Genomic DNA, 21,405 nt, shown 5'->3' on the forward strand with positions numbered 1-21,405 from the left:
GTTTATATCCATGAAACGAAGTCCGATAGATATAGAGGAGAGAAGGCGCAGGATGTTCCTTTTCCCTAATACCATTGAAAGAGAAGTAAAAGGTGTGAGCATTATGAAGGTGATGAAAAGCATATTCATTCTTCTGGCCGTGCTGGGACTCAACCTGTCTGTTTTAGCTCAGCAAAACAATCAGGGCGGTAATCAGCAAGCCAATGAAGCTGTAGAAAAAATTGACGAGCTGCTAAAAGGCGAGTTGGTTCCCGAAGACGATGACAAGAACCTCACGGAAGAGCAGAAACGTCGTAAAAAAGCAATCCAGGAACAAGAAGCTCTGTGGAAAAACCCTGACTTTAAGGGCTATGACAAAAATTTCCAAGAACTCCACCAGCTCTCCAAGGCATTCGCTAACAACAAATTTAGGCTGGCATTATCCAACTACCAATCGGGAGTAAACACAGTTCTCAAGATGAGAGAGTCTGTGGAACAATACCGCAAAGAAGAAGCTGAAAAAAAGCGTCTCGATGAGAAGTGGTACTGGCAAAAAGTCGACCGCAAAGCAAGAGAAGACCGTGTCGTATCACGTGAGAAACTCGTTGCTAAACAACAAGCTCTGAACTATTTCACTAAGGCGATCAATCACTTAGATGAAATCAAAAACCCGGACTTGAGAGAAAGACCAGAGTTTAAGAGACTTCTTTCCGATACTTACAGATCATGGATCCTCACTGAGTATGATTTACAAAATCTTCCACAGTGTATCCCCATTCTCGAACTCTACATCGAGATCGACGAGAATGAAAAGGAATATCCTGCTCACAAGTATCTGGCAAGTTGCTACGCTTTCGAAGAGAACATGATCAAGAAATACGGTGGAGCTTCTGAAGACCAGATGTTCAAATACCGTTACAAGAAAAACGTTCACCTCTTAAGAGCAACCGAGCTGAAATACGGAAAAGATTCTCCTGAATACAAACACATCGTAAACCTTGTTAACAAGGACGAAGTGATTTCAGTAAGACCTTAACTCTTTCTTTCAATCGAAATGGAACAAAGGACCCTGTCGGAAACGACGGGGTTTTTTTATGTGATGAGAACCCCGCCGATTCCTTTTCGAAAACTAACCTCCTCTACCGATCTCAAACTTCGCTTTAAGGTTTTTTTAAACTTACTGATTCTACTCGAAAACAAAGGGAGCCGTTCCTGTTTTCATCCCCGGACCCTTTGGTAGGAACCTAATTCAAGATGTATCTCATAACGAAGCGGGTTCCTTTTCAAATGTAAGTGCGACTTCCGTTTCAATTTTGAAAAACGGCTCGAATAATTCGAATGCTCTTAAAAATTTATGAATAGACGAAATCTCCGTTCTTCTCTATTTTCTTTCGATAAAAGAGGTCTCCCCATGCTCCTTTCTGAAAAGATTCTCATCGTTGCCGGAGTTTTGAATTTAGCTTACGGAAGTCTTACCGGTTTTCCGTATGCGCTCGCAAGGAAGAAGGCGGAATTTCCATCCCGCTATTTGCAAGCCGCGCATATCGGTTCTCTGATGCAAGGTGCGATGCTTTTAGGATTGGTCATTGCGTTTCGTTACGCGAATTTATCCGAAAACCTAGGGTTGATTGGAGCGGCCTTGTTCGCCATTTCATCGCTCTTCCTCGCACTCAAAGACACCGCAAACTGGCTCCAAGGAATTAAGGATGAATTTCAAGATAATCCGATTTTAGGAAAAACTTTAGGCGCGATCGGAGTTACGACCAACCTGATAGGAATTCTAATTATCATCTATGGCGTTCTCTTGGCTTAACATTCAAAACAGACGCAATCAGCCTGCAGAATGAAACCTTCGACCGAATTTCAAAGAATCTCCTTTTCGAAAGAATCTAAATTGATACTTTAGATTTTCTGCATTTGTTTTATCTGATAATTTTTTGAACCTCGAAAAAGGAGGATTTTTATTCTTAGAGTCAATATCAAATCTATTGTCGAATTGAATTTTCAGGGCGCCAAAAGATTATTTTGGTAATTCCTCTTCAAAGAAATTCTCCGCGAACCATTCTATAGTCAACCAATCACCTGAAATTCAATCTTCGCCTTCTCCTCTCCATTGATATAAATTTCTAAAGTATGTTTTCCCGGAACGTGAACTCGAGTTGTCATTTGTTTAAAGGATTGTTTTCTTTCATAGGAAACGGATTCTTTCGGATCAAAAAATCTTTCTTCAATTTGAAAAACTTTCTTGGAAGTTTTCCCGGAGTCCTTTGCGTATTCTATCTTATATTCCATTCTAAGATTCGTTTTCTTTTTTTCTTCCAAGACTACACTAAAACGAAACAAAAGCTCGCCTCCGATCTTCACTTTCTTTGATTTCAAGTTTAGATTTAGAATTTTCGCATTTACCTTGGAACCGAATCCGAATATCTTTAGCGCCCTTTGATTTCCATTTTTCAAAAGGCCTCGAAGTGCGTGTTTTAAAAGTGCATCTCTTTCTTTCGTAGTTCCGACCCAACTCTCCGCGATCTCCAATACAATTTCCGGATGATCTTTGGAGATATCATTCAGGTGATTGGCGACACTTCTTCGGACAACCTCGTCCGGATCGTCTTTCAAATTTTGAAGAATGGGAATCGTTCTCTTCGGATCTTTTTTTAAACCGGGAATTCCCATGCCCCAAGGAAGTCTGGGCCGACTTCCCTCCGAAGACAATCTTCGCACGTTCGGATCCGAATGAAGAGACCATTCCAACATCCGAGACCAAGCAACTTCGGGATGTCGAATTAAAAAAGGGCGGATGGAGAATTCGCAAGAGATGAGTTTTGTAATTCTTTCAAAGGCGATCATCGATTCTTCCGGATATTCGATGCCGAGAATTTCAACGACATCTCCGAGAAAAATCGAAAGAAAAATTTCCTTTCCGGAAAATCGTTTTTCGATCGAATCCGTTATCGCAAGAAGCGGCTTGATCGATTTAGGAAACGGTTTCGGAAGTTCCTCGGCAATGACTTCCGCGATTCTTCGAATTCTTTGTTTCAATTCGAGTCGATTCCAATCTTTTTGTTTGAATCTTCGAATCCATTCTTCTTCCGAAACCGATTTTATTTCCTTTGAAAAGGAGGACGCAATTTTTTGTAGGACTTCTTTCGTATAAAGGTCTTTGAGTAACTCGGCCATGATTCAATCATAAATATCTTTAGGAAGAAAAATCGTCCATGGATTTTTTAAGTTATCAAACGATGTTGTGCACGATTTCAAAAGGAGAAAGGAAAATCGTTCTAAGAAAAAGAATCCGATTCTTACATTCCTCTTTTCAAAACTCTTTTTTTTACCTCAATTCCGAAAGAAAGGAATCAATAATTCCAAATCCGAAGAAGAATTGAAAGAAGAATCATTTGAAAATTCTATAACGTCCAATACAGAAGCACTTCCTTGTTCCCTTCTCTCCCTTCGATCGGAGACCATTCCAAACCTAAGATGGAAGCTCCGATTTCCACTTTGAGAAATGTACACAAGGATCGAACGACCTTCCAGCGAATTTTCGAATTTCTAAGAACACCCTTCACAAGATCTTTCGGATCGGCCTCGAACTGAGGTTTAATCAGAGTAACACATTCAATTTTAGGAATATTCTTTTCCTGCCTGAATCTTTTTAGAACGGGAAAAACGGAGCGAAGCGAAATAAAACTCAAGTCCATCACTATTAAAATGGAATTCGGATTCGGAACGTGATTCTTTTCGTTTTCCCAATCGATTTCGGACGAGGAGAGATTCTTAAGATGAAAACGATCCTTTACGACTACCGCAGGATGATTTCTCACTCTTTCTGCCAATTGCCCATAACCGACGTCGCACGCAAAAACCTTCCAAGCTCCTTTTTCGAGAAGAACTTCCGTAAATCCGCCCGTCGACGCACCGAGATCGATACAGACCTTTCCTTCTGCCTTTACTGAAAAACTTTCAAATGCCTTTAAGAGTTTGTACGCGCCTCGGCTTACATACTGAGGGATCACGTTCAATATTCGAATTTCAGAATTTTCCGAAAATTGAAGTCCGGCCTTGGTTATTTTTTGTTCGTTTATCAAAACGGAACCCGAAAGAATCAGACTTCTCGCTTTCTCCAACGTGTCCGCGTATCCTTTCTTTAAGAGTAGCGAATCGAGTCTAATTTTTTCTTTGGCCAATGTAGATCGGTAGTTCCTGGAAAAAAATTGTTTCTTCGGGAGTAGAAACGAATTCTGAAGAGAGAGAAATTAAATTCTTCTGTAAATCCAGAACCATTTCTTTACAACGATCCAAGCCGAATAACGCGGGATAGGTGATCTTTCCGGCTTTCACGTCTTTTCCCGGCGTTTTCCCGAGCGATTCTTGCGTTCCTTCCACGTCGAGAATGTCATCCGTAATTTGAAAGAGCAATCCGAGGTCCTCTCCGTATTTTGAAAGAGAAGTGGCTCGTTCTCTCCAATCCCTTCGCAAACGGTTACCGATCAAAAGAGACGCTTTGATCAGAGAACCCGTTTTCAATCGATGAGTCAACTGAACGAGCCCGACTCGATCTTCCGAGTTCCCGTTTCGGGAATAGATCGAATTCTCCCTTTCCATTTGTAAGTCGTAAATCTGTCCTGAAACCATCCCGGGTGCCCCGGCGCCTGTATGCAAAATTTCTAATAGATCTCTATAAAGGGAAACATCCCCATTCTCCATCTCGACGAATGAGAGAAAATAAAATGCAAAAGAGTTCAGCGCGTCCCCGGCTAATACGGCGGTCGATTCGGAGAATTTTTTATGGAGAGTCGGCATCCCTCGTCTAAAATCGTCGTTATCCATACTCGGGAGGTCGTCGTGAATCAATGAATACGTATGAATACATTCCAGAGAAGAGCCTAAAAAAAGAGCGTTCTTAGAATCGACTTGAAATCCACCCGAAGCCGCGAGCGCCAAAACCGGGCGTAACCTTTTTCCGCCGGCCATAAGGCTGTATTTCATCGCCTCAAAGAGTTCCGGTGCGGAATTTTTGGACAAGAGAAAGAGTGTTTGAGTATCTAAAAAATTCTCAAATGCCGCTCGATAAGAATGGAATATTTCGGAAAACGCAGATTGGCTCACTCTACCTCCAAATTGAAAGAATTCGGATAATTGTAAAGCAAAGTCCAAACAAAGAATAAGCCATTCTTCAATGAATCGAAGTTTTACAAAAAGGGAAGGCTTCGAAAAACCGATTGGATGCCGACTCAGTCCTTCACTTTTAAAACGACCTTCCCGACTGAAGTTCCAGTTTGAAAGAATTTAAGGGCGTCTTCAATTTTTTCAAATGGAAACGTTTTGCCAACGAGTGGCGGTTCCAGGTTGAGTTTTACTAAACCGTTGAGATTCTTCGTAAGTTTTTCGACTCGATCATAGAGCCAGATCAGATTGAAACCCATGACCGATTTATTATCAGAAACCATTTTCATAGGATCCAACTTCGGACGGGAAAGATATTTATAAGCCAATCTCGCCCAATTCACGGAACTTCCCGATCCCATCATTTCAGCGGCTCCGTATACGATCATTCTTCCCATCGGTGCCATAATATCGTAACTTTCCTGAAAGATTTTTCCACCGATACATTCCAAAACCAGATCCAATTCTTTTCCTGAAAGTGATTCTTGAAGATCCTTCGCGAATCGATTCGAACGAACGATCTGACGATCGTAACCTTCTTTTTTAAGAAGTTCTATCTTGGACGGAGTCCCGATCGTTCCAATCGTAAATGCCCCGAGTTTTTTTGCGATTCTGTTCGCAAGAATTCCAACTCCGCCGGCGGCGCTATGGATCAAAACTGTTTGTCCTTTTTGAAGATCTCCAAGAGCGACTAATGCGTAATAGGCGGTCAATCCCTGGACTAAAAAACCGGCGCCCTGATCGAAATTCCATTTTGAGGGAAGTTTGAAAACGTATCGAGAATCGATATTCAAGTGAGAAGTGTACCCTCCGAAACGAGTCACTCCCATGATCTTATCTTTTTTCTTTACGTTCTTAACTTTTTTTCCCGTCGCTAAGACGATCCCGGAATATTCAAGACCGGGAATAAAGGCTCCTTCCGGAGTCGCGCTATAAAGCCCTTGAATCGCGAAAAGATCGGCGAAATTCAATCCGATCGAATGAATTTCGACTTGAACTTCGTTTTCAGAAGGTTCCGCGAGAACTTCGTTTATCAATTCAATGTTTTCCAGAGATCCCTTTTTACGAACCAAAGCTATCGTTCTTTGCATGAGACGAAGTTATAAGAATTCGGACATTCCGCGCAAGAAAATTTTCTATTTTAAAAATGAGAACAATGCCGACTCGAATACAATCCGAAAAGTCAACTCATTCTTAAAATCGATTTTTTTATACAATACGACAGATTCAAGTTCAAAGGGATAAATGCGGAATCCATTATAAAAAGGACCGACTTCCCTTTAGCTCCGGGAAGTTCATTAGAAAAATGGATTCTTATGTTCCAACAAACGGATCCATAGAAAAAAAGATTGAAACCGGACTTTAAGTCCGTCCGAAAAAAATATTTAGGTTGATCTCAATCTTTTACAAGGCCGGAGAAAACGTTCTTAGGAGGAAAGAAAACGTTTCGTTTTCAATTTTACGTTTCTTTAAAATGAAATTCTCTCATCTAAAAGTGGGAGACAATAATCTCCCGCGATCGATTCAAAATTCCGGAGAATAAAATTCTTTTTCTTTTCCGCGAGGCGCGATTGTAAAACGATACTTTCTCTTGGAATGAAATTCAGGATTGAACCAACGAACTTCATAGATCGCCATCCCTTCAGAAGATTCTCCTTGAAGACGAACATCGATCTCGGTTCCTGAGTCGTTTATCAATTTTCCGTCTTGCACTAAATTCTTCCATTCTCCTTTTTCATCCCGATATTGAAGCGAAATCAATGGTTGATGAAATTGAATCAAAGAAGGATTCACGTCCTTATAACGAAAGATCCAATGTTTTTCTAAATTCTCTTCGGCGAGAACCAAACGCGGCGCTTCTTTTAATTCACGACTTCCCTGAGCTTCCTTTTTATCCGGCATATACCGTTTTGTATCGAGTTGAAATTCCCAAGAATCCGGAAAACTTTCTTTGCCTCCTTCCGCAGGCATTTGTTTTACAAGATCGGCGAGATGAGCTTGCAGAAAGGGTTGAGTTCCCGGTCCAAAGATCGTATGTCCGCCTTCATAGTGTTGTTTGGAATATTCTTCCGGAGTTGTCGCATAACCGAAATAACCGTTTGTACAAGACAAGACCGAAGTTTGTGTAATATTCTCCTTACTCTTAGAAGTTCTTTGTTTTTCTGCATCGAAAGCCGCGTTTGAAAATCTTCTTCCGGATTCATTTGTGACTTCAAAAGGAACGGCGAGCAAGGCGGTGTCTCCGATTCTTGCGGTCTGAAGAATCATTCTGTGAGGAAAATTCTTCTTTGGTAAGACCAAATACTGAAAGACGGATCCTGCGGTTCTTTTATGACCCTGACATCCTCCCGTAAATATATAACGAGGCCAACCCTCTCCCCAAAAAGGAAGCCAAAATAAAACGGGTGTCATTCCATCCTCGGCTCCTCCGGTCAAGGCGGTTCCGGCGACGGGCCGACTACAAAGTTCCGCATCTCCCATCTTCGGACTTTCATACACGTCCACTTCCTTCGAGTTATACGAATAGGTTACATCCGCATTCAATTTTTTACCGAGGGTTTGGAATAGTTCATAAGACTTTCGTGATATTTCAAGACCAAGCCTTTTTGATTCTATAAAGCCTTGCATATCCTCCCTATAATCGGGTGAATTGTCTCCGTGTGTAGCGTTAGACACCGCGTGCAAAGGTTCCCAGTCGGACTTATATTCTTCTTTGATTTTTAATTCCAGTTCTCTTTCCGGATAGGCGAACACATCCGCATTGACTACCTTGTTCCAAGACGGTATCGAAGTCCCGTGAATCGAATACGTCGAATAAACTGCGAGAGGTTTGAACGAACCGTCTTTATCTTTCGCATCGATTCGGATCATCGTCATCTCCGGATTGACCGCGTCGTAGATTTGTTCGGTTTTGATTTCTTGAATTCCTGAATTACGATTGGCCGCATAGGCTTCGATAGAACGATTTCTTGTAAGCCCCCAGACATTCGACTTTCCCGTTGCAATCTTTGCCGGTCGAGCGGATTGAAAAGCTTTCAACGTAGCCTCATAAATTCTATCTTCTAAAAATTCATACCATTCCTTCTCAAAGCCCGGTTTATTTCCGGCAAACTCATTGTAGAAATTATTCTCATAAAAATTTCCAGGTGCGGAATGTGTGTGTGTTCCCGAAAGAACGATTCCTCCCAAGCTGATATCCGTTGTTTCAGAAAGTCTTTCCGCTAATCTATGATGCAGAAGTAAAGAACCGGAAAGTAAATCGGTCTGGATTAAAACTAAGGGCGCGTGTTGATCCTTCCTAATATAGATGACCCTCGCATAAATTTTAGTTCTAAATCCTTTCTCCGTATTTGCGAGCATCGAGTAACCGGCAAGAGGAAGACCGGGCGGAGGAGTTATATCCACCTTTGATGCGCCCGCAAAAAGACCTTTTGTATTCGGAGATACAAAAGGTTTTTTATTTTTAATCACATACGTTGTAGAATCGCTACAACCCAGAAATATCGGAAATAAAAGAAAGAAAAAGAGAATCCATAGGATATCTCGAAATTTAAGAAGCTTCAAATTTAATCTCCTCCGGGGAAGTTGTTTTTACGATGAACGCTTCGAAAAAGCAAGAGCTTTCAATCGAAACAAAGCATTTTACATGCATTTCATTACAAATGACTTATTTTCTGATTTTAAAATCGGGGGTATCTTTAACAAAGGGAGAATAAACAGAAGGTTTGGTATCAAACTACATGAATTTTTGGAAACGGCTACGGTTTTATTTTTTCAACTTCTATCCTCCCTACTTTGGGGCGGGGATTCGATACAAACGAATCGGTAAGGATCTGAATCACTTTCGTCTGAGCATGAAGCTTCACTGGTGGAATCGAAACTTAGTTGGAACCCATTTTGGCGGCTCCCTGTATTCTATGTGCGATCCGTTTTACATGTTGATTTTGATGGAGAATTTAGGAGAAGATTATCTTGTTTGGGACAAGGCGGCGACGATCCGATTCATTAGTCCGGGTTTAGGAAAGGTCTATGCGGAATTTCATATTCCTCACGAAGAGATAAAAAGAATTCGCAAAGAAGCGGATGAAAAAAGAAAATTAGACGCATTCTTCCAAACCAAAGTTTACGATGAAAAAACGGGGAAAGTCGTCGCCGAGCTGGACAAGGTCGTTTATGTTCGGAGAAAGGAACAAATCAAAAAGGAACGATTAAAATAAGAAATAGAGTTTCTTAATCTCTTTTTCGTCCAAACTCGGTAGAATCATTTCGACTCCGACAAAAATCGCGTAGGCAAGTTTAGCTTTCTGATCCGCCTGCCTACGGTCCTTGGAGAGTTCCCAATATGCATTTTTCAAAAAAGCGATTCTTTTTGAATCAACTCTCTCCTGAATTTTCTTTACCTTAGAATTTCGAAACGCCCAGGATCGGATCGCTCGCTCCGTATTCTTCGGCAACGCTAACGTAAGAGATCGTAAAACTTTCAACCTCGCTTGCGGAGTCGATTCTGCTCCCGCCTTCCGAATGATCTCGTCCGTAAAATGTTTTTCCCAGTAATTCAACAACCGTTGCGAAAAAGATTCTCGATTCTTAAAATGATGATAGAAAGAACCTTTTGTAAGTTTTAATTTTTTGCATAAGGATTCAATCGTAAGAGACTCTTCTCCTTCGTGATAAAGAAGATCCAAACCCGCCAATATCCAGTGTTCCGCCGAATGCATGCTTGAAAAATTAAAATACAAACAGAGGAATTAAATACAAAACCCCACCCAGAAAAAAAAGAGCGGAAAGAAAATGAACCATCGATTGATTGACTCGTAGAAAAATAAATTGCTCGATCAATCTCCCCCACCAAAAAAAGGAAAGGCCGATCAGAATCCAATTTCCCATTTGAGAATGGACGAGTTCGGTCCTAAAGAAGAAAGTGATAACCGCCATAAAAACGAAAAAGTAAATCAACCTCAAATTTGCTATCTGAAGAATCGCACGGTTCGCAAACGAAATCCGTTTTAAGTCCTCCTTCCAACGAAATAGTTTCCAAAAAAAAACGTGAAAAACTGCAAAACCAACGCTATGAATCGACCCTAAAATAAGAAAATCTTCCGGTTTCATAAAATTCTCCTTACTTGAAGAATACTTGAAATTTGAATCGAGTCAATCGACATACCATACCCTTGGGTATGTTTTTAAATAAATTCCACGCTCCTAAAAACGTAAAAATCCAATTCGAAACCACGGTTAAACTTCAATCGAACGTCAAGGAGGCTTCATTTGTGGGAACTCCTGCGTCTCATTTACGGATACAAAATTGTTCCGTTCCGGATAAAATTTTGGGGCGAGGTCTGATTCTTGAAATCGAATCCGGCCTTTTCGATTATTTCCGGATTCTAATTTGGGGATTTTTTTGAAAAAAGCCTTTCGACCGAAAAGCAAATTGAACGTAATTTTCAAAAATTCTACTTTATGACCTACTTTAAGCCCGAATAAAGACGGATCCCGGCCAATTCATTTGTCGGAACAAATGATAAACAGTAAAATGCGCTTGAAAAAAGATGGAAGCATATCCGGGAAAAGTTCTCTTCCCCCGAAAAATCATTCTATCCAGCCGAAAGTTTATTTCGTTTTTCCCGAATCCAAAGCGAAATGAGAATCAAAGAGGATACGAAGAACATGATAAAGCCCACGAAAAGAAAAAATAACTTAATCGCGGTCACAGCTCCCGTAATCGCCGCCAACGGTTCGGAAACAATCGGCCAAGAAGCTAAAAAATAAAACATCAAAGAATTTTCAACGAGATCAAAGACTAAGAATCCAAGAGAAAGAAGATTGAAGGAAATCGGTAAACCGGTCTTTAAAGCGACCCTTGTATAAATGCCAGCAAAGCACAAAGAAAGAGGAATCGGAAAAATCATATCCACGATATCAATCCAGAAATACAAATATCTCCCCTGCTCTCCATAGGTTCCAAAAACTTCTACAAAATCTTTGGCAGAGGAAAAAGGACGGAAGTCCATCTTTTTAGGAAGGATACCCGATGCAGATATTGGAATGGATTTTTCCAATATCTGCATCGTTTGAGAGAATAACATCCCTAAAACGAAAAAGATAAGAATGCTCTTAACGGAAGATATGCTCTCAAACCATCGGCTTATCTTTTGCAATGTTGAAGCAGATGGAGAACTCAATACAAAACCGGCCACAACGAAAAGTATCGGGAATAGTGGACCGTGTGGAATATAACGAAAAAATAATGTAGAACCGATCATCAAGAATGGAAGAGAAACAAAGACGGTTCCTTCCCATTTTTTTTCCATTCTCATTTTGAATCCTAGATATCCGATCGCAAACAAAAGGAGAAAAATCGAAGGCGCTTCCATCCAACGAAATCCTATTTTTCGAAACGATTCTCCGAAAAAACTTCCTCCCCAGTACGCGATAAGATCGCCGAAAGTCGCCAAAAGAAGAATGCCTGCGACAAATCTAAGAATTTTCGAAAGGGATTCCGGAAAAAAACCGTTCTTGTACAATTCTTTCAGCCCCAGTAAAATCCCGATATGAATGAAAATCGTCATCCGTCCGAAAAAATAGTAATCGGTCGTTTCCGGAAAAATCTCCTTTTTCATCTTTAGAAAAACCAAAATGAGTTCCTTCATTTTTAATAGATAAAAAGGAGTCGATTCTCCATTCCAAATGTAGGACTGAATCGGCGTTAGGATTAAGGTAAGAATCGCGGCGAAAAGGGTAAAGAATGCGATAAAATTCATAGCTCCTCCGAATTTTATTTTATCTTGATATCAAGATTCTCACTATCAAGACAATAAGAACTTTATCTTGACGTCAAGATATTTTCTACAAAATGGGAAATATGAAGTCCAAAAAAACGGAAGACCACGTCGATTTTATTCTAAAACAATGGGCACAAGAAAGACCCGACTTGGATATGAAGGCGATGGGAACAATCGGAAGAATTCATCGGTTGTCTTCCATTTTCTTTTACAACGTTCATAAGGAAGTTTTCGAAAGTCACGGGCTTGCCACTCAGGATTTCGACGTACTGGCCGCGCTTCTCCGAAGCGGTAAACCCTATAAAAAGGCACCTGGAGATCTTCTTGCTACATTAATGATTACTTCGGGAACGATGACAAATCGAATCGATCGATTGGAGTCTTTGGGATGGGTTCAAAGAGAGCCTGATCCGAAGGATCGACGCGGTGTTCTTATCTGCCTTACATCAGAAGGAAAATTCGTAATCACAAAAACACTTTTAGATCACGTAAAAAGCGGTCATGAATTGATGAGCTCACTTTCCGAGAAAGAACATTCGGAACTTTCCAAACTCTTAAGAAAATTGCTTTTGAATTTGGAACAGCGAAAGATCTGATCCAAAATCTAAAAGGCATTCGAACTCGAAAGCCTTTTAGATTCTGAATTGCGATTTAGATTAGTTTAAACTTGGGTAATCGGAATATCCCTTTGCGCCCGGAGTATAAAACGTACTTTGATCCGCGTCTACAATCGTTTTATCTTCTTTCAATCGAATTACAAAATCAGGGTTCGCGATGAAAGGTCTTCCGAAAGCGATGAGTTCACACTTTCCATCTTCCAAATCCGATTGCGCTCTCGATTTATCATAACCGCCGCTAAGTATTAGAGTATTCTTAAATTCTTTTCTAATTTTTTGTATCACGCTTTGAGGCACTTCAGGCGCACCCATAGCACTATGATTTACGATATGAACGTAAACGAGTCCGATAGAATTCAACTCTTTAGAAAGAATTTCATATTGTTCTTCGACTCCGTCGAAGGCACCGGTATCATTAAAGACCCCGTACGGAGACAATCGGATTCCAACTTTTTCTTTCCCGATTGCATCGACAACAGCGCGAGCCACTTCGACAACGAAACGATTTCGATTTTCGTTGGATCCGCCGTAAGAATCGGTTCTATGATTCGAGTTTGCGTTTAAGAATTGTTCCAAAAGATATCCGTTCGCGGCGTGAAGTTCGACACCGTCAAAACCGGCTTCGACCGCATTCTTTGCCGCTTGTGCAAACTCAGAGATTGCGTGTTTGATATCGTTTGAATTCATTTCGCGAGGCACTGTGTAAGGCTGTTGCCCTTTTGAGTCAGTCCAAATCTCGCCTTTGAGTTGAATCGGGGATGGAGCAATTACCTCTGCTCCTTCTGGAAGATTGATAGTATTCCCGGCACGTCCGGTGTGCATCAGCTGGACAAAAATTTTAGCGGCTTTTTCGTGAGCCGCTTTTGTAACCAGCTTCCAGCCTTCGACTTGTTCTTTGCTAAAAATTCCGGGAATTCGGCTATAACCCAGTCCATTTGCAGAGGGAGAAGTCCCCTCCGTTACGATCAAGCCTGCACTTCCTCTCTGGGAATAATAGTCAGCCATGATGGAATTAGGGATATTGTTGATCGCTCTGGATCTTGTCATCGGCGCCATTACGATCCGATTTTGAAGGGTAAGGTTTCCGAGTTTTGCGGATCCAAAGAGATCCACAGCCTGTTTCGATTCTACGTTCATCTTTATTTTTTACTCCGAAAGTTTAAGGTTTCCATTTCCTCTTTAGACTTCCTGTAATAAGAATGGTTACATCTTTTTCTTTTTAGGACGCTTTTTATAACCTGCTAGTCTAAAGATCTGGCGGAATTCTTGGGACGAAAGGAACCCGAAAAGGTGAACTTAAATAGCAGTCGAAGGCGGATTTTTCGGTGAATCAAACGAGATTCAAAACGGAACGCAAATTCCAATATCGATCTTTATTTCTGATCAAGCCGGCCACCAAAAAAGATTAGATCATCTACACAGTAATTTAAGAATTTATAATATGACTGAGTATTTCAGAAGAATTCAGATTCCCCTCATTCTATTAAAAACAAAGGTAAATTGAAATATTTATATTTCCAATAGATCCAAAATCATAAATAGGTTTATCATACTTAAAACGGAAATCCCAAAGGTCGGATCTATATCCACGGAAGGCCATTGGCGAAAAAGGATGAATCGGAAAAATTAAGAAAGTAAGACCGATCACTACTAACAATGAAATAAATTGCATTCTTTCGGTCTTTAGAAAGGGACGTGACTACCGGAAGAGCTCGCATCATTTGCGCTCTTGCAACCGAACGGCCTCATGATAAACAAAATATAAATACCTTTTCCAAAAATACCAAGGAATAAATAAGAATTTTTATCTTTCGTTAAAACAAAGCGTTCATCGAGAAATATTCGCACTCTTTCAAACATTGCCTAAGCCTACAGACGAAAAAGACGACAACCGTAACGATTTTAGCTTTCGAAGAATTCTTCTCCAATGTTTGCCGTTCATTCCCAAAGGTTTTTCAGAACAAATCCTTGAAATCGCAATTGATTGGAAAGAAACAAGGGGAACAAGAATTTTGACGAAAACAGTAGAATCGGATTTTCTTCCATTTTATGAAACGAAGATTTGAACGAAAGGCAGGAACGGATGGACTTTATAGAAACGTTCGAAGGTGATAGAGCGACACAATATGAAAATAAAATAGGAAAGATGATTCCGTTTTATTCCGGTGTGGCCGAATTAGTAGCGAGTTCTCTAATCGATTCGATTCCGCAGGGAAAAAAAATTCTGGCGGCGGGTTGCGGGACTGGCGCTGATTTCGGCGCACTCATGAAAGTCGCGCCCGATCGTTACCGAATCACAGGCGTCGATCCTTCTCCGGAAATGATAGAGCAGGCTAAAAAGAAATTTCCAAATGCCGAATTGATCTGTTCTCCGGTTTCTGGTCTCGAAAAAAGTTTCCTTTTTTCAGGCGCGACTCTTTTGTTTGTTCTTCATTTTCTACCGGACGATGGGGCAAAATTATCTCTTCTCAAAGATATTTCCTCTCGTTTGGAACCGGATGGGAAATTTATTCTTTTTGATATTTATGATTCGAACGAGGATATGGATTCCGTCTTTAAAGACGTCGCCGGGTATTTAAGAACTTTTCAGGGATGGGACGATAGCGCGCTGGAAACGTATTTGAATCGAGTCAAAACCTTGAACAAAATTCCTTCAAAACGATACGCCGAACTTTTTAAAGAAGCCGGTTTTATCAAATGGAAACAAATCTTTCAGGCGCATTATGTAGGAGGCTGGATTGCGTTTCGGTAAATTATAATATTCTTATTTTTCCGGAAATCTTCTGAGAACAGGGACGCCATAGGGATAGAATTCTTCTAAATGTTTTAAAAAGCCTTTATATGTAAACCAACCCTTAGTGCCGAATTTTTTCGGCGCCTTCTCTATATGCATTTCTTGCGCTGGCATAAAACTAAAACCGATTAGATAGAATTTTTCACCGTTTGGGTTTTCAGCTGAATCCAAAACCATTGATGCGTGTCCGATTCCCCCCGTTTCATTTTGAATAAAAATATCTCCGGGTCTTAGATCCGCTTCGGTAATACTCATCCCTCCTTTTTTGAGAGAATAAGAATTGGAAGATACGAATGACTTTCTCAAAAAGGAAACATAACTCAGTCCACTTTCCCGAAACGACTTCTTTCTTCCGTTATAATCAAAAAGATAAAAACGATTTAGTAAGTTTTTTTGTTTATGATATTCCGCCCAAATGCGCATTGCGAAATCAGCACATTGCTCCAGATCGTCCCGAAACAAAAGTGGAACATTCAAAACCGCAAGCACATCATAACGACGAATTATGTTTTCTTTTTGATAGGTCCAAAGCGTGGGTTCCGATTTGAGAGGAAGATTTCTTACAAAATTCGAAAAAGATTCTTTCGGATAAGAAATCCGGGAACTACCTTCCGGTGTTTCAATGTCGCTGATTTTTTCCCATTTCGACTCCGCCTCCAAACAACTTGCTAAGAATAAAAATCCACCGATCCAAAGTGTTCCTGTAAGAATTCCGGATTGAAAAAGGACGGATATAAATTTCATAGTTTTTCCCGATTTGAATTCAAATCTAAAAGTTTCAGATCTTTTTTCTAAGACCTGCGAGGTAGGAAATAGGATTCCGTCCTTTCGCCAAAAATGGTTGAATAACAGACTACCCTTTTAGTTAAGATTTTATAGAAGAGCTAAAAAAGAAAACCGGGCAATCGAAATTCTTCGCCTTTTCTGCTTGAAGTTTAGGAATCGAATTTTCATACTTTTCCTAAAAAGACAGTTAAAAGAGTTAGTTTCGTTATTCAATTCCAAATTTCAGGAGCCGAATTTTTAGCAAAAACCGTATTGAAAGATCCGATTCTCGAATCGAAAAGAAGGCACCTAAATAAATTAATATTTTATTATATTCGGTAATTATTATGAACTCAATTCTTTCAACATTAAGCGGGGTTTTTCTCGCTTTCTTCATCCTTTTTTTTCCTTGGTTTGCCCTGCGTATCGCCAAAAAAGTAAAGTTTCTCGGTCTTTTAGGTCCGGTGTCGCTTTGTTATATCGCTGGAATTTTTTTGGGAAACGTGATACCTTCCGGTTGGTTTCCCGGTTCCGTTCCGCAGACGTTCGCGGAAGTAACGATTCCTCTTGCAATTCCACTTTTACTGAGTTCTACCGATTTCAGAAAAGGATTTGGAGAAGCAAGATTGGCGCTCTTTTCCTTTTTTCTATCTGCCCTTTCCGTCGCGATCGCTTCCGGCGTTGCGGGGTATTATTTTTCATTCTTACATCCGGAATCCCCAAAGATCGCCGGAATGCTCGCAGGAATGTACACGGGTGGAACTCCGAATTTGAATGCAGTCGGACTCGCAATCGGAACGAATAAGGAAACGATCGCTTTGGTGAACACGATCGACGTGGTGCTCGGCGGAGTTTATCTTCTCTTCTTACTCACGATCGGAAAAAAATTCTTTTCCTTCTTTCTAAAGGAGGAAATTTCGATCGAATCGTCTGTGGATCATTCTGAATCCGAAGAACAAGATCATTCTTCGATTCCTTGGAAGAATTTAGTCTATTCAAACGGAATCGGACTTCTCTTAGCGATCCTAGGTTTCGGAGTTTCGATCGCGTTTACGTTTTTAATCTTTTCATCTTTATACGCACCTTCGATTCTTTTGGGAATTACTACTTGGGGAATCGGAACTTCCTTCCATTCCAAAGTGAGACAACTCAAAACCTATGAATTCGGTAGTTATTTGATTCTTGTCTTTTCCGTAGCGATCGGTTTTCTTGCGAATCTTGAAGAATTAAAGCGCGACTTCGGTCCCGTATTCTTAATCCTAACAACGATCCTTTTCGGAGCGATTCTTCTTCATTTGATCTTCGGAATTCTTTTTCGAATCCCGGTCGATACTTGGATGGTTACATCCGTTGCCAGCATCTATGGACCGGCTTTTGTTCCACCGATCACACAAGCGATTCGAAACAAAGGCGTTTTAGTTGTCGGAATTCTAACAGGTTTGATCGGCTATGCGATCGGAAATTATTTAGGAATCGGGATCTACTCGATCCTCGCCTCGATACGAGGTTAAATCTGATTCGTTTTTTCGCAGGTTGGATCAAAGGTTAAAAGCAGATTCTTAAAAAAAGAATTGAGAGTTTCCCTTCCTCTTACCTGCAAATCTCTTTTTGTGGGAGATATATCCGCTTGAATCTGTAATCCGTCGAAAACCGCAAGGATGGTTCTCGCGAGAAGTTCGGGAGACATCGAGTTTATTATACTCCCTGCCTTTTGACCTTCCCGAATCGTTTCGGAAAATATAGATTCCAGAGAATCGTAAAAAGAAACGATCTCCTTTTCCATAATTCCGCCGTTCGAAGTGGCTTCGGCAAACAAACGCGGAGAACAATTTCCCTCGATCGTAAGTCGGTTTGCTAATCTTTCTAAAAATTCTTTTAAACGAAGATGTGGCGGAAGCAGAACGACTTCCGGGTCTTTGAAACCTAATCGATCCAAATTCAGAAATTCACGAATCAAAGTATCACGAATTTCTTCCTTACTTTCAAAATGAAAGTAAATCCCACCTTTGGTGAGGCCCGCCGTATCGGCAATGTCCTGCACCGAGGTCTTTTCAAATCCCTTAGAGAAGAAACAACGCATCGCGGCCACAAGGATTGATTCCCTACGAACGTCTTCCGGTAGCTTTTTCCATCCAAGTGTTTTCGACATAGATTCTTCTCTTTTCATTCTGGTAGAATCGCTCGCATGGTCAAACGAATTCGGCTTCCAATGCTAAAATAAATACCGACTGGTAGGAATTAAAGTTTGACAGGATTTCCAAAATAAATACCGATGGGTAGGAATTGAATTCTTAAATCGGAGAAAATCCATGTCAACATCCGCCTCCCCTCTTTCACAACCTCTTCGTTTGCCGAATGGACAAGTTTTACCGAATCGGATTGCGAAAGCCTCGATGGAAGAAAGTTTAGCCGACGATCTGTTCCTCCCGGGAGAACAGATGATCCAACTTTATAAAAGATGGGGACAAGGGGGCGCTGGGTTACTCCTGACCGGAAATGCTATGGTAGATACTTATGCTCTCACCGGACCGGGGAACGTGATCGTTCGGGACAACGGAAGTTTGGATCGATTCAAACGATGGGCGGAAGTCGGCAAATCGGGAGGTTCAAAAATGTGGATGCAGATCAATCATCCGGGAAGACAAGTTTTCGGTTTTATCTCGGAAACTCCAGTCGCTCCATCCGCCGTAAAAGTTCATATTCCCGGAAGAATGTTCGCGAAGGTTTTTGGAACACCTCGCGCGCTCACTGAAGACGAAATTCGAAAAATCATAGAACGTTTTATTCAAGCGGCGCTGATTGCGGAAAAAGCGGGTTTTGACGGAGTCGAAGTTCACGCGGCACACGGCTATCTTCTCAATCAATTTCTTTCTCCATTGACCAATCTTCGAGAAGATCAGTGGGGAGGATCTTTGGAAAATCGTGCCAGAATTCTACTCGAAATCGTAAACGGAATCCAAGCTCAAACCAAAAAGGAATTTTCAATCGGAGTTAAACTCAATTCCGCGGATTTTCAAGGAGGTGGTTTTAAGGAAGAAGACGCGATTCGAGTCATTGAAATGTTAAATAAAACGAATATAGATCTTCTGGAAATCTCCGGGGGAAACTACGAATCCCCTGCAATGCAAGGAGGAGAATCCAACGGCACGAAAAAAAGAGAAGCTTACTTTTTGGAGTTCGCGAAAAAGGCCAGATCGATCGCTACGATGCCATTGATGTCGACTGGAGGCTTTCGTTCCAAAAACGTAATGGAAGACGCGATCAAAAGTGGTGCGTTAGACGTCATAGGAATCGCCGCCCCCTTTGCGTTCGAACCGGATTCTGCGTCAAAATTACTTTCCGGAAAAACAAATTCCGTCGATATCAAAATTCCGAATCTTTCCAATCCAACTTTCAACTCTCTTTCAAAAATGTCCGCCATTCGTCTTCAACTCCGAAGAATGGGACAAGGTAAAGAACCGAAACTTCCAAAGTCTTTGATAGGAAATTTAATTTTGGACCAAATTCGTTCCAGAAGAAACGCAAAAAGATATAAAAAATTTCTTAAGATTTTCGAATTTCAAAACGCGTTCAAAAAACCCGCTGAGACAAAAACTTCGTAAGAATCCAAAACGGAGAACCGGACTTTTCTTTGAAACGAAACGCCTTCCCCGTGAAATGAAGGCGCTTCTTGAAAGTGAATTTTATATTGGTTCTTATAAAGGGAAGGAATGTAATATCTTTTCTATCGCGAGTGCTAATCCTGCCGATCCCAGAATCGCTCCGAACATCCAGCGGGTTTGTACCGCAATTGCCTTGTGAATTTCTCCAATGGACTTAAAAATTTCCAATCGGGATTGATTCGTCTCTTCCCGAAGTTCCTTGATTTCTTTTCTGATTTCCGAATTAAAATCGGCGATATCCATTCGGATCTCGGATCGAAATTTAGCGTTCTCCGATTGGATAAGTATCTTGAACTCTAAAAAATCATTCTTCATGTCCGCTTTAAAGGCTGTAAGATCGATTTTAATTTTCGATATATCGGTGGATACGCGAAGTTCAAAGCGATCGGCAGAAGTCTCCAGAATTTGTGCTCGAGAAGCAACAAAGGCAGAGTTTAGAAAATCCACGAATTGATCGAGACCTTCCGTACCAAGAACGTCTTCCAATTTTCTGGGAAGTTTTTGAATGAAATCCATAACCATATTTTTAATCTCCAGACGTAAAATGACAAGCGCGAATCGCGCCCGCCTACTGGAAACAGTTACGGAAGAATGCAGAATTCATCTTTTTTTAGTTTGTTTTAAGAAGTAACTTTAAAGTTTTATTATATTTTTATTGTTTTACTACATTCTTCAAACGGTCCGGGTAATCCGTAATGATTCCGTCCACACCCGCTTCGATCAATCGTTGCATCTCAGTCCGCTCATTGACCGTCCAGGGAATCACCGAAATTTTATGGGAATGAGCTTCGTGTACGAATTCATTCGTTACATAGAGAAAGTAAGGAGAGATGATATCCGCTTTGACCTCGAGAGTTTTTTCTAAAACATTCTTCCTTGTAGAATTTCCAAAGCCGAAAGTCATCATCGCTCCTTGAAAATAAGTCAAAGAGAAAAGTGCGCTCGTTTTGATCTTAGGATTGATTTCTTTTACGATCGGAAGCGCTTTCAAATAAAACGATTGAATCGTCGTTCGATCCGTTACCTTTGCCTTCTCTACGGATTGAACCAAAAGGCTCACGTGTTCTTTCACGATTTCGATAGGCAACTGCGCCTTATCGTCGTTCGGGAATTTTGTTTCGATGTTAAACTTGAGCTTCCCTTTTCCGGCGGATTGTTTTTCGACTTTTGCGACGAGGGAAAAAAATTCTTCGATTGTTATCAATTCGGTTCCAGGAACAGGAGTTTGCTCAGGATACTTCGGATTTTTTTTGGTTCCACAATCGAGTTGTTTCAACTCCGCTAAAGTAAGCTCATATAAGGATTGAGAAAGAATTTCGGTTCCATCTTTTCTCTGACAGATGACAGGGTTTGTTTCGGAATCATGATGAATGACGATTTTTTTGTCTTTGGTAAGAACCGTATCCAACTCTAACGTAGTCATCCCTTGTCGAATCGCTTCTTCAAAAGCGGGCCATGTATTTTCCGGCCTTAGACCACGCGCTCCCCGATGTCCTTGCAGATCCAAGGTTCCATCCAACGGTTTGTTGACAATCGGAGCGCTCGAACATGCGCTGAAGGAATATAAAAAGAATACCGCTGAAAAAAGCGTAAATGAAAAGAATCGAACTTTTGTTTTGAATCCTAAGAACATGGTGAGAATC

The 21,405-nt window shown here is 40.9% G+C and carries 20 protein-coding genes; 7 read left to right on the top strand and 13 right to left on the bottom strand.

Features of this window, described 5'->3' with window-relative positions:
* Nucleotides 1–103: 103 nt before the first annotated feature.
* Together fcpA and DLM75_RS01090 are read left to right on the top strand one after the other, a co-directional pair.
* Entirely contained in the window at nt 104–1,015 is a 912-nt protein-coding gene (fcpA, locus tag DLM75_RS01085) for a flagellar coiling protein FcpA (RefSeq protein ID WP_026131228.1), read from the top strand.
* Between the two features lie 375 nt (nt 1,016–1,390).
* Nucleotides 1,391–1,792 carry a hypothetical protein gene (locus tag DLM75_RS01090; RefSeq protein ID WP_118967905.1) on the top strand — a complete coding sequence of 134 codons (402 nt, stop codon included), beginning with the start codon at nt 1,391–1,393 and terminating at the stop codon, nt 1,790–1,792.
* A 257-nt stretch (nt 1,793–2,049) separates the two neighbouring features.
* Here DLM75_RS01090 and DLM75_RS01095 read toward each other — a convergent pair whose 3' ends face one another.
* From DLM75_RS01095 to DLM75_RS01115, 5 genes are all read right to left on the bottom strand, one after another.
* Nucleotides 2,050–3,156 carry a DNA alkylation repair protein gene (locus DLM75_RS01095; protein ID WP_118966724.1) on the bottom strand — a complete coding sequence of 369 codons (1,107 nt, stop codon included), beginning with the start codon at nt 3,154–3,156 and terminating at the stop codon, nt 2,050–2,052.
* 227 nt (nt 3,157–3,383) lie between these two features.
* On the bottom strand, nt 3,384–4,163 hold the full coding sequence (locus DLM75_RS01100) for a TlyA family RNA methyltransferase (protein WP_118966725.1): 780 nt from the start codon (nt 4,161–4,163) through the stop codon (nt 3,384–3,386).
* Complete coding sequence (locus DLM75_RS01105; RefSeq protein WP_118967906.1) at nt 4,144–5,085, bottom strand: polyprenyl synthetase family protein; 942 nt, start codon at nt 5,083–5,085, stop codon at nt 4,144–4,146. Before DLM75_RS01105 ends, DLM75_RS01100 begins: the two co-directional genes overlap by 20 nt.
* Before the next feature lie 125 nt (nt 5,086–5,210).
* Nucleotides 5,211–6,233, bottom strand: a complete 1,023-nt coding sequence (locus DLM75_RS01110; RefSeq protein WP_118966726.1) for a synaptic vesicle VAT-1 family membrane protein — start codon at nt 6,231–6,233, stop codon at nt 5,211–5,213.
* Nucleotides 6,234–6,666: 433 nt separating this feature from the next.
* Entirely contained in the window at nt 6,667–8,706 is a 2,040-nt protein-coding gene (locus DLM75_RS01115; RefSeq protein ID WP_118966727.1) for a neutral/alkaline non-lysosomal ceramidase N-terminal domain-containing protein, read from the bottom strand.
* 176 nt (nt 8,707–8,882) lie between these two features.
* Here DLM75_RS01115 and DLM75_RS01120 point away from each other — a divergent pair, with 176 nt between their 5' ends.
* On the top strand, nt 8,883–9,359 hold the full coding sequence (locus DLM75_RS01120; RefSeq protein ID WP_118966728.1) for a DUF4442 domain-containing protein: 477 nt from the start codon (nt 8,883–8,885) through the stop codon (nt 9,357–9,359).
* Here the strand turns inward: DLM75_RS01120 and DLM75_RS01125 are convergent.
* The 3 genes from DLM75_RS01125 to DLM75_RS01140 all read right to left on the bottom strand — a co-directional run bounded on the left by DLM75_RS01125 (nt 9,351) and on the right by DLM75_RS01140 (nt 11,903).
* Nucleotides 9,351–9,827: a TetR/AcrR family transcriptional regulator gene (locus DLM75_RS01125; protein WP_158586425.1), complete on the bottom strand. Its 477-nt coding sequence runs from the start codon at nt 9,825–9,827 to the stop codon at nt 9,351–9,353. The genes DLM75_RS01120 and DLM75_RS01125 overlap by 9 nt on opposite strands.
* Before the next feature lie 43 nt (nt 9,828–9,870).
* Nucleotides 9,871–10,251 carry a hypothetical protein gene (locus DLM75_RS01130; RefSeq protein WP_118966730.1) on the bottom strand — a complete coding sequence of 127 codons (381 nt, stop codon included), beginning with the start codon at nt 10,249–10,251 and terminating at the stop codon, nt 9,871–9,873.
* A gap of 485 nt (nt 10,252–10,736) precedes the next feature.
* Nucleotides 10,737–11,903, bottom strand: a complete 1,167-nt coding sequence (locus tag DLM75_RS01140) for a hypothetical protein (protein ID WP_118966732.1) — start codon at nt 11,901–11,903, stop codon at nt 10,737–10,739.
* Nucleotides 11,904–12,004: 101 nt separating this feature from the next.
* On the opposite strand from DLM75_RS01140, the gene DLM75_RS01145 reads away from it, so the two are divergent.
* Nucleotides 12,005–12,520 carry a MarR family winged helix-turn-helix transcriptional regulator gene (locus tag DLM75_RS01145; protein WP_118967907.1) on the top strand — a complete coding sequence of 172 codons (516 nt, stop codon included), beginning with the start codon at nt 12,005–12,007 and terminating at the stop codon, nt 12,518–12,520.
* A gap of 60 nt (nt 12,521–12,580) precedes the next feature.
* On the opposite strand, the gene DLM75_RS01150 is transcribed toward DLM75_RS01145, so the two are convergent.
* On the bottom strand, nt 12,581–13,678 hold the full coding sequence (locus tag DLM75_RS01150) for an alkene reductase (RefSeq protein WP_118966733.1): 1,098 nt from the start codon (nt 13,676–13,678) through the stop codon (nt 12,581–12,583).
* A 946-nt stretch (nt 13,679–14,624) separates the two neighbouring features.
* Between DLM75_RS01150 and DLM75_RS01160 the strand changes: the two genes are divergently transcribed.
* Nucleotides 14,625–15,293 carry a class I SAM-dependent methyltransferase gene (locus DLM75_RS01160; RefSeq protein WP_118966735.1) on the top strand — a complete coding sequence of 223 codons (669 nt, stop codon included), beginning with the start codon at nt 14,625–14,627 and terminating at the stop codon, nt 15,291–15,293.
* 12 nt (nt 15,294–15,305) lie between these two features.
* On the opposite strand, the gene DLM75_RS01165 is transcribed toward DLM75_RS01160, so the two are convergent.
* Nucleotides 15,306–16,079 (bottom strand): DUF4846 domain-containing protein, encoded by a 774-nt coding sequence (locus DLM75_RS01165; RefSeq protein ID WP_118966736.1) that lies wholly within the window; start codon nt 16,077–16,079, stop codon nt 15,306–15,308.
* A 368-nt stretch (nt 16,080–16,447) separates the two neighbouring features.
* On the opposite strand from DLM75_RS01165, the gene DLM75_RS01170 reads away from it, so the two are divergent.
* Nucleotides 16,448–17,611 (top strand): DUF819 family protein, encoded by a 1,164-nt coding sequence (locus DLM75_RS01170; protein ID WP_118966737.1) that lies wholly within the window; start codon nt 16,448–16,450, stop codon nt 17,609–17,611.
* Here the strand turns inward: DLM75_RS01170 and DLM75_RS01175 are convergent.
* Entirely contained in the window at nt 17,608–18,249 is a 642-nt protein-coding gene (locus DLM75_RS01175) for a TetR/AcrR family transcriptional regulator (RefSeq protein WP_118967908.1), read from the bottom strand. The two genes, DLM75_RS01170 and DLM75_RS01175, sit on opposite strands and share 4 nt — an antisense overlap.
* A 160-nt stretch (nt 18,250–18,409) precedes the next feature.
* Here DLM75_RS01175 and DLM75_RS01180 point away from each other — a divergent pair, with 160 nt between their 5' ends.
* Nucleotides 18,410–19,702, top strand: a complete 1,293-nt coding sequence (locus DLM75_RS01180; RefSeq protein ID WP_118966738.1) for an NADH:flavin oxidoreductase/NADH oxidase family protein — start codon at nt 18,410–18,412, stop codon at nt 19,700–19,702.
* 93 nt (nt 19,703–19,795) lie between these two features.
* Here the strand turns inward: DLM75_RS01180 and DLM75_RS01185 are convergent, their stop codons facing one another.
* The gene (locus DLM75_RS01185) at nt 19,796–20,278 is read right to left on the bottom strand and encodes an LA_3696 family protein (protein WP_147456595.1); all 483 of its coding nucleotides are present in this window, start codon (nt 20,276–20,278) and stop codon (nt 19,796–19,798) included.
* Between the two features lie 136 nt (nt 20,279–20,414).
* Nucleotides 20,415–21,395 carry a glycerophosphodiester phosphodiesterase gene (locus tag DLM75_RS01190; protein WP_118967909.1) on the bottom strand — a complete coding sequence of 327 codons (981 nt, stop codon included), beginning with the start codon at nt 21,393–21,395 and terminating at the stop codon, nt 20,415–20,417.
* Nucleotides 21,396–21,405: the final 10 nt, after the last annotated feature.

Source organism: Leptospira stimsonii, from assembly GCF_003545885.1.
GTDB classification, from domain to species: domain Bacteria; phylum Spirochaetota; class Leptospiria; order Leptospirales; family Leptospiraceae; genus Leptospira; species Leptospira stimsonii.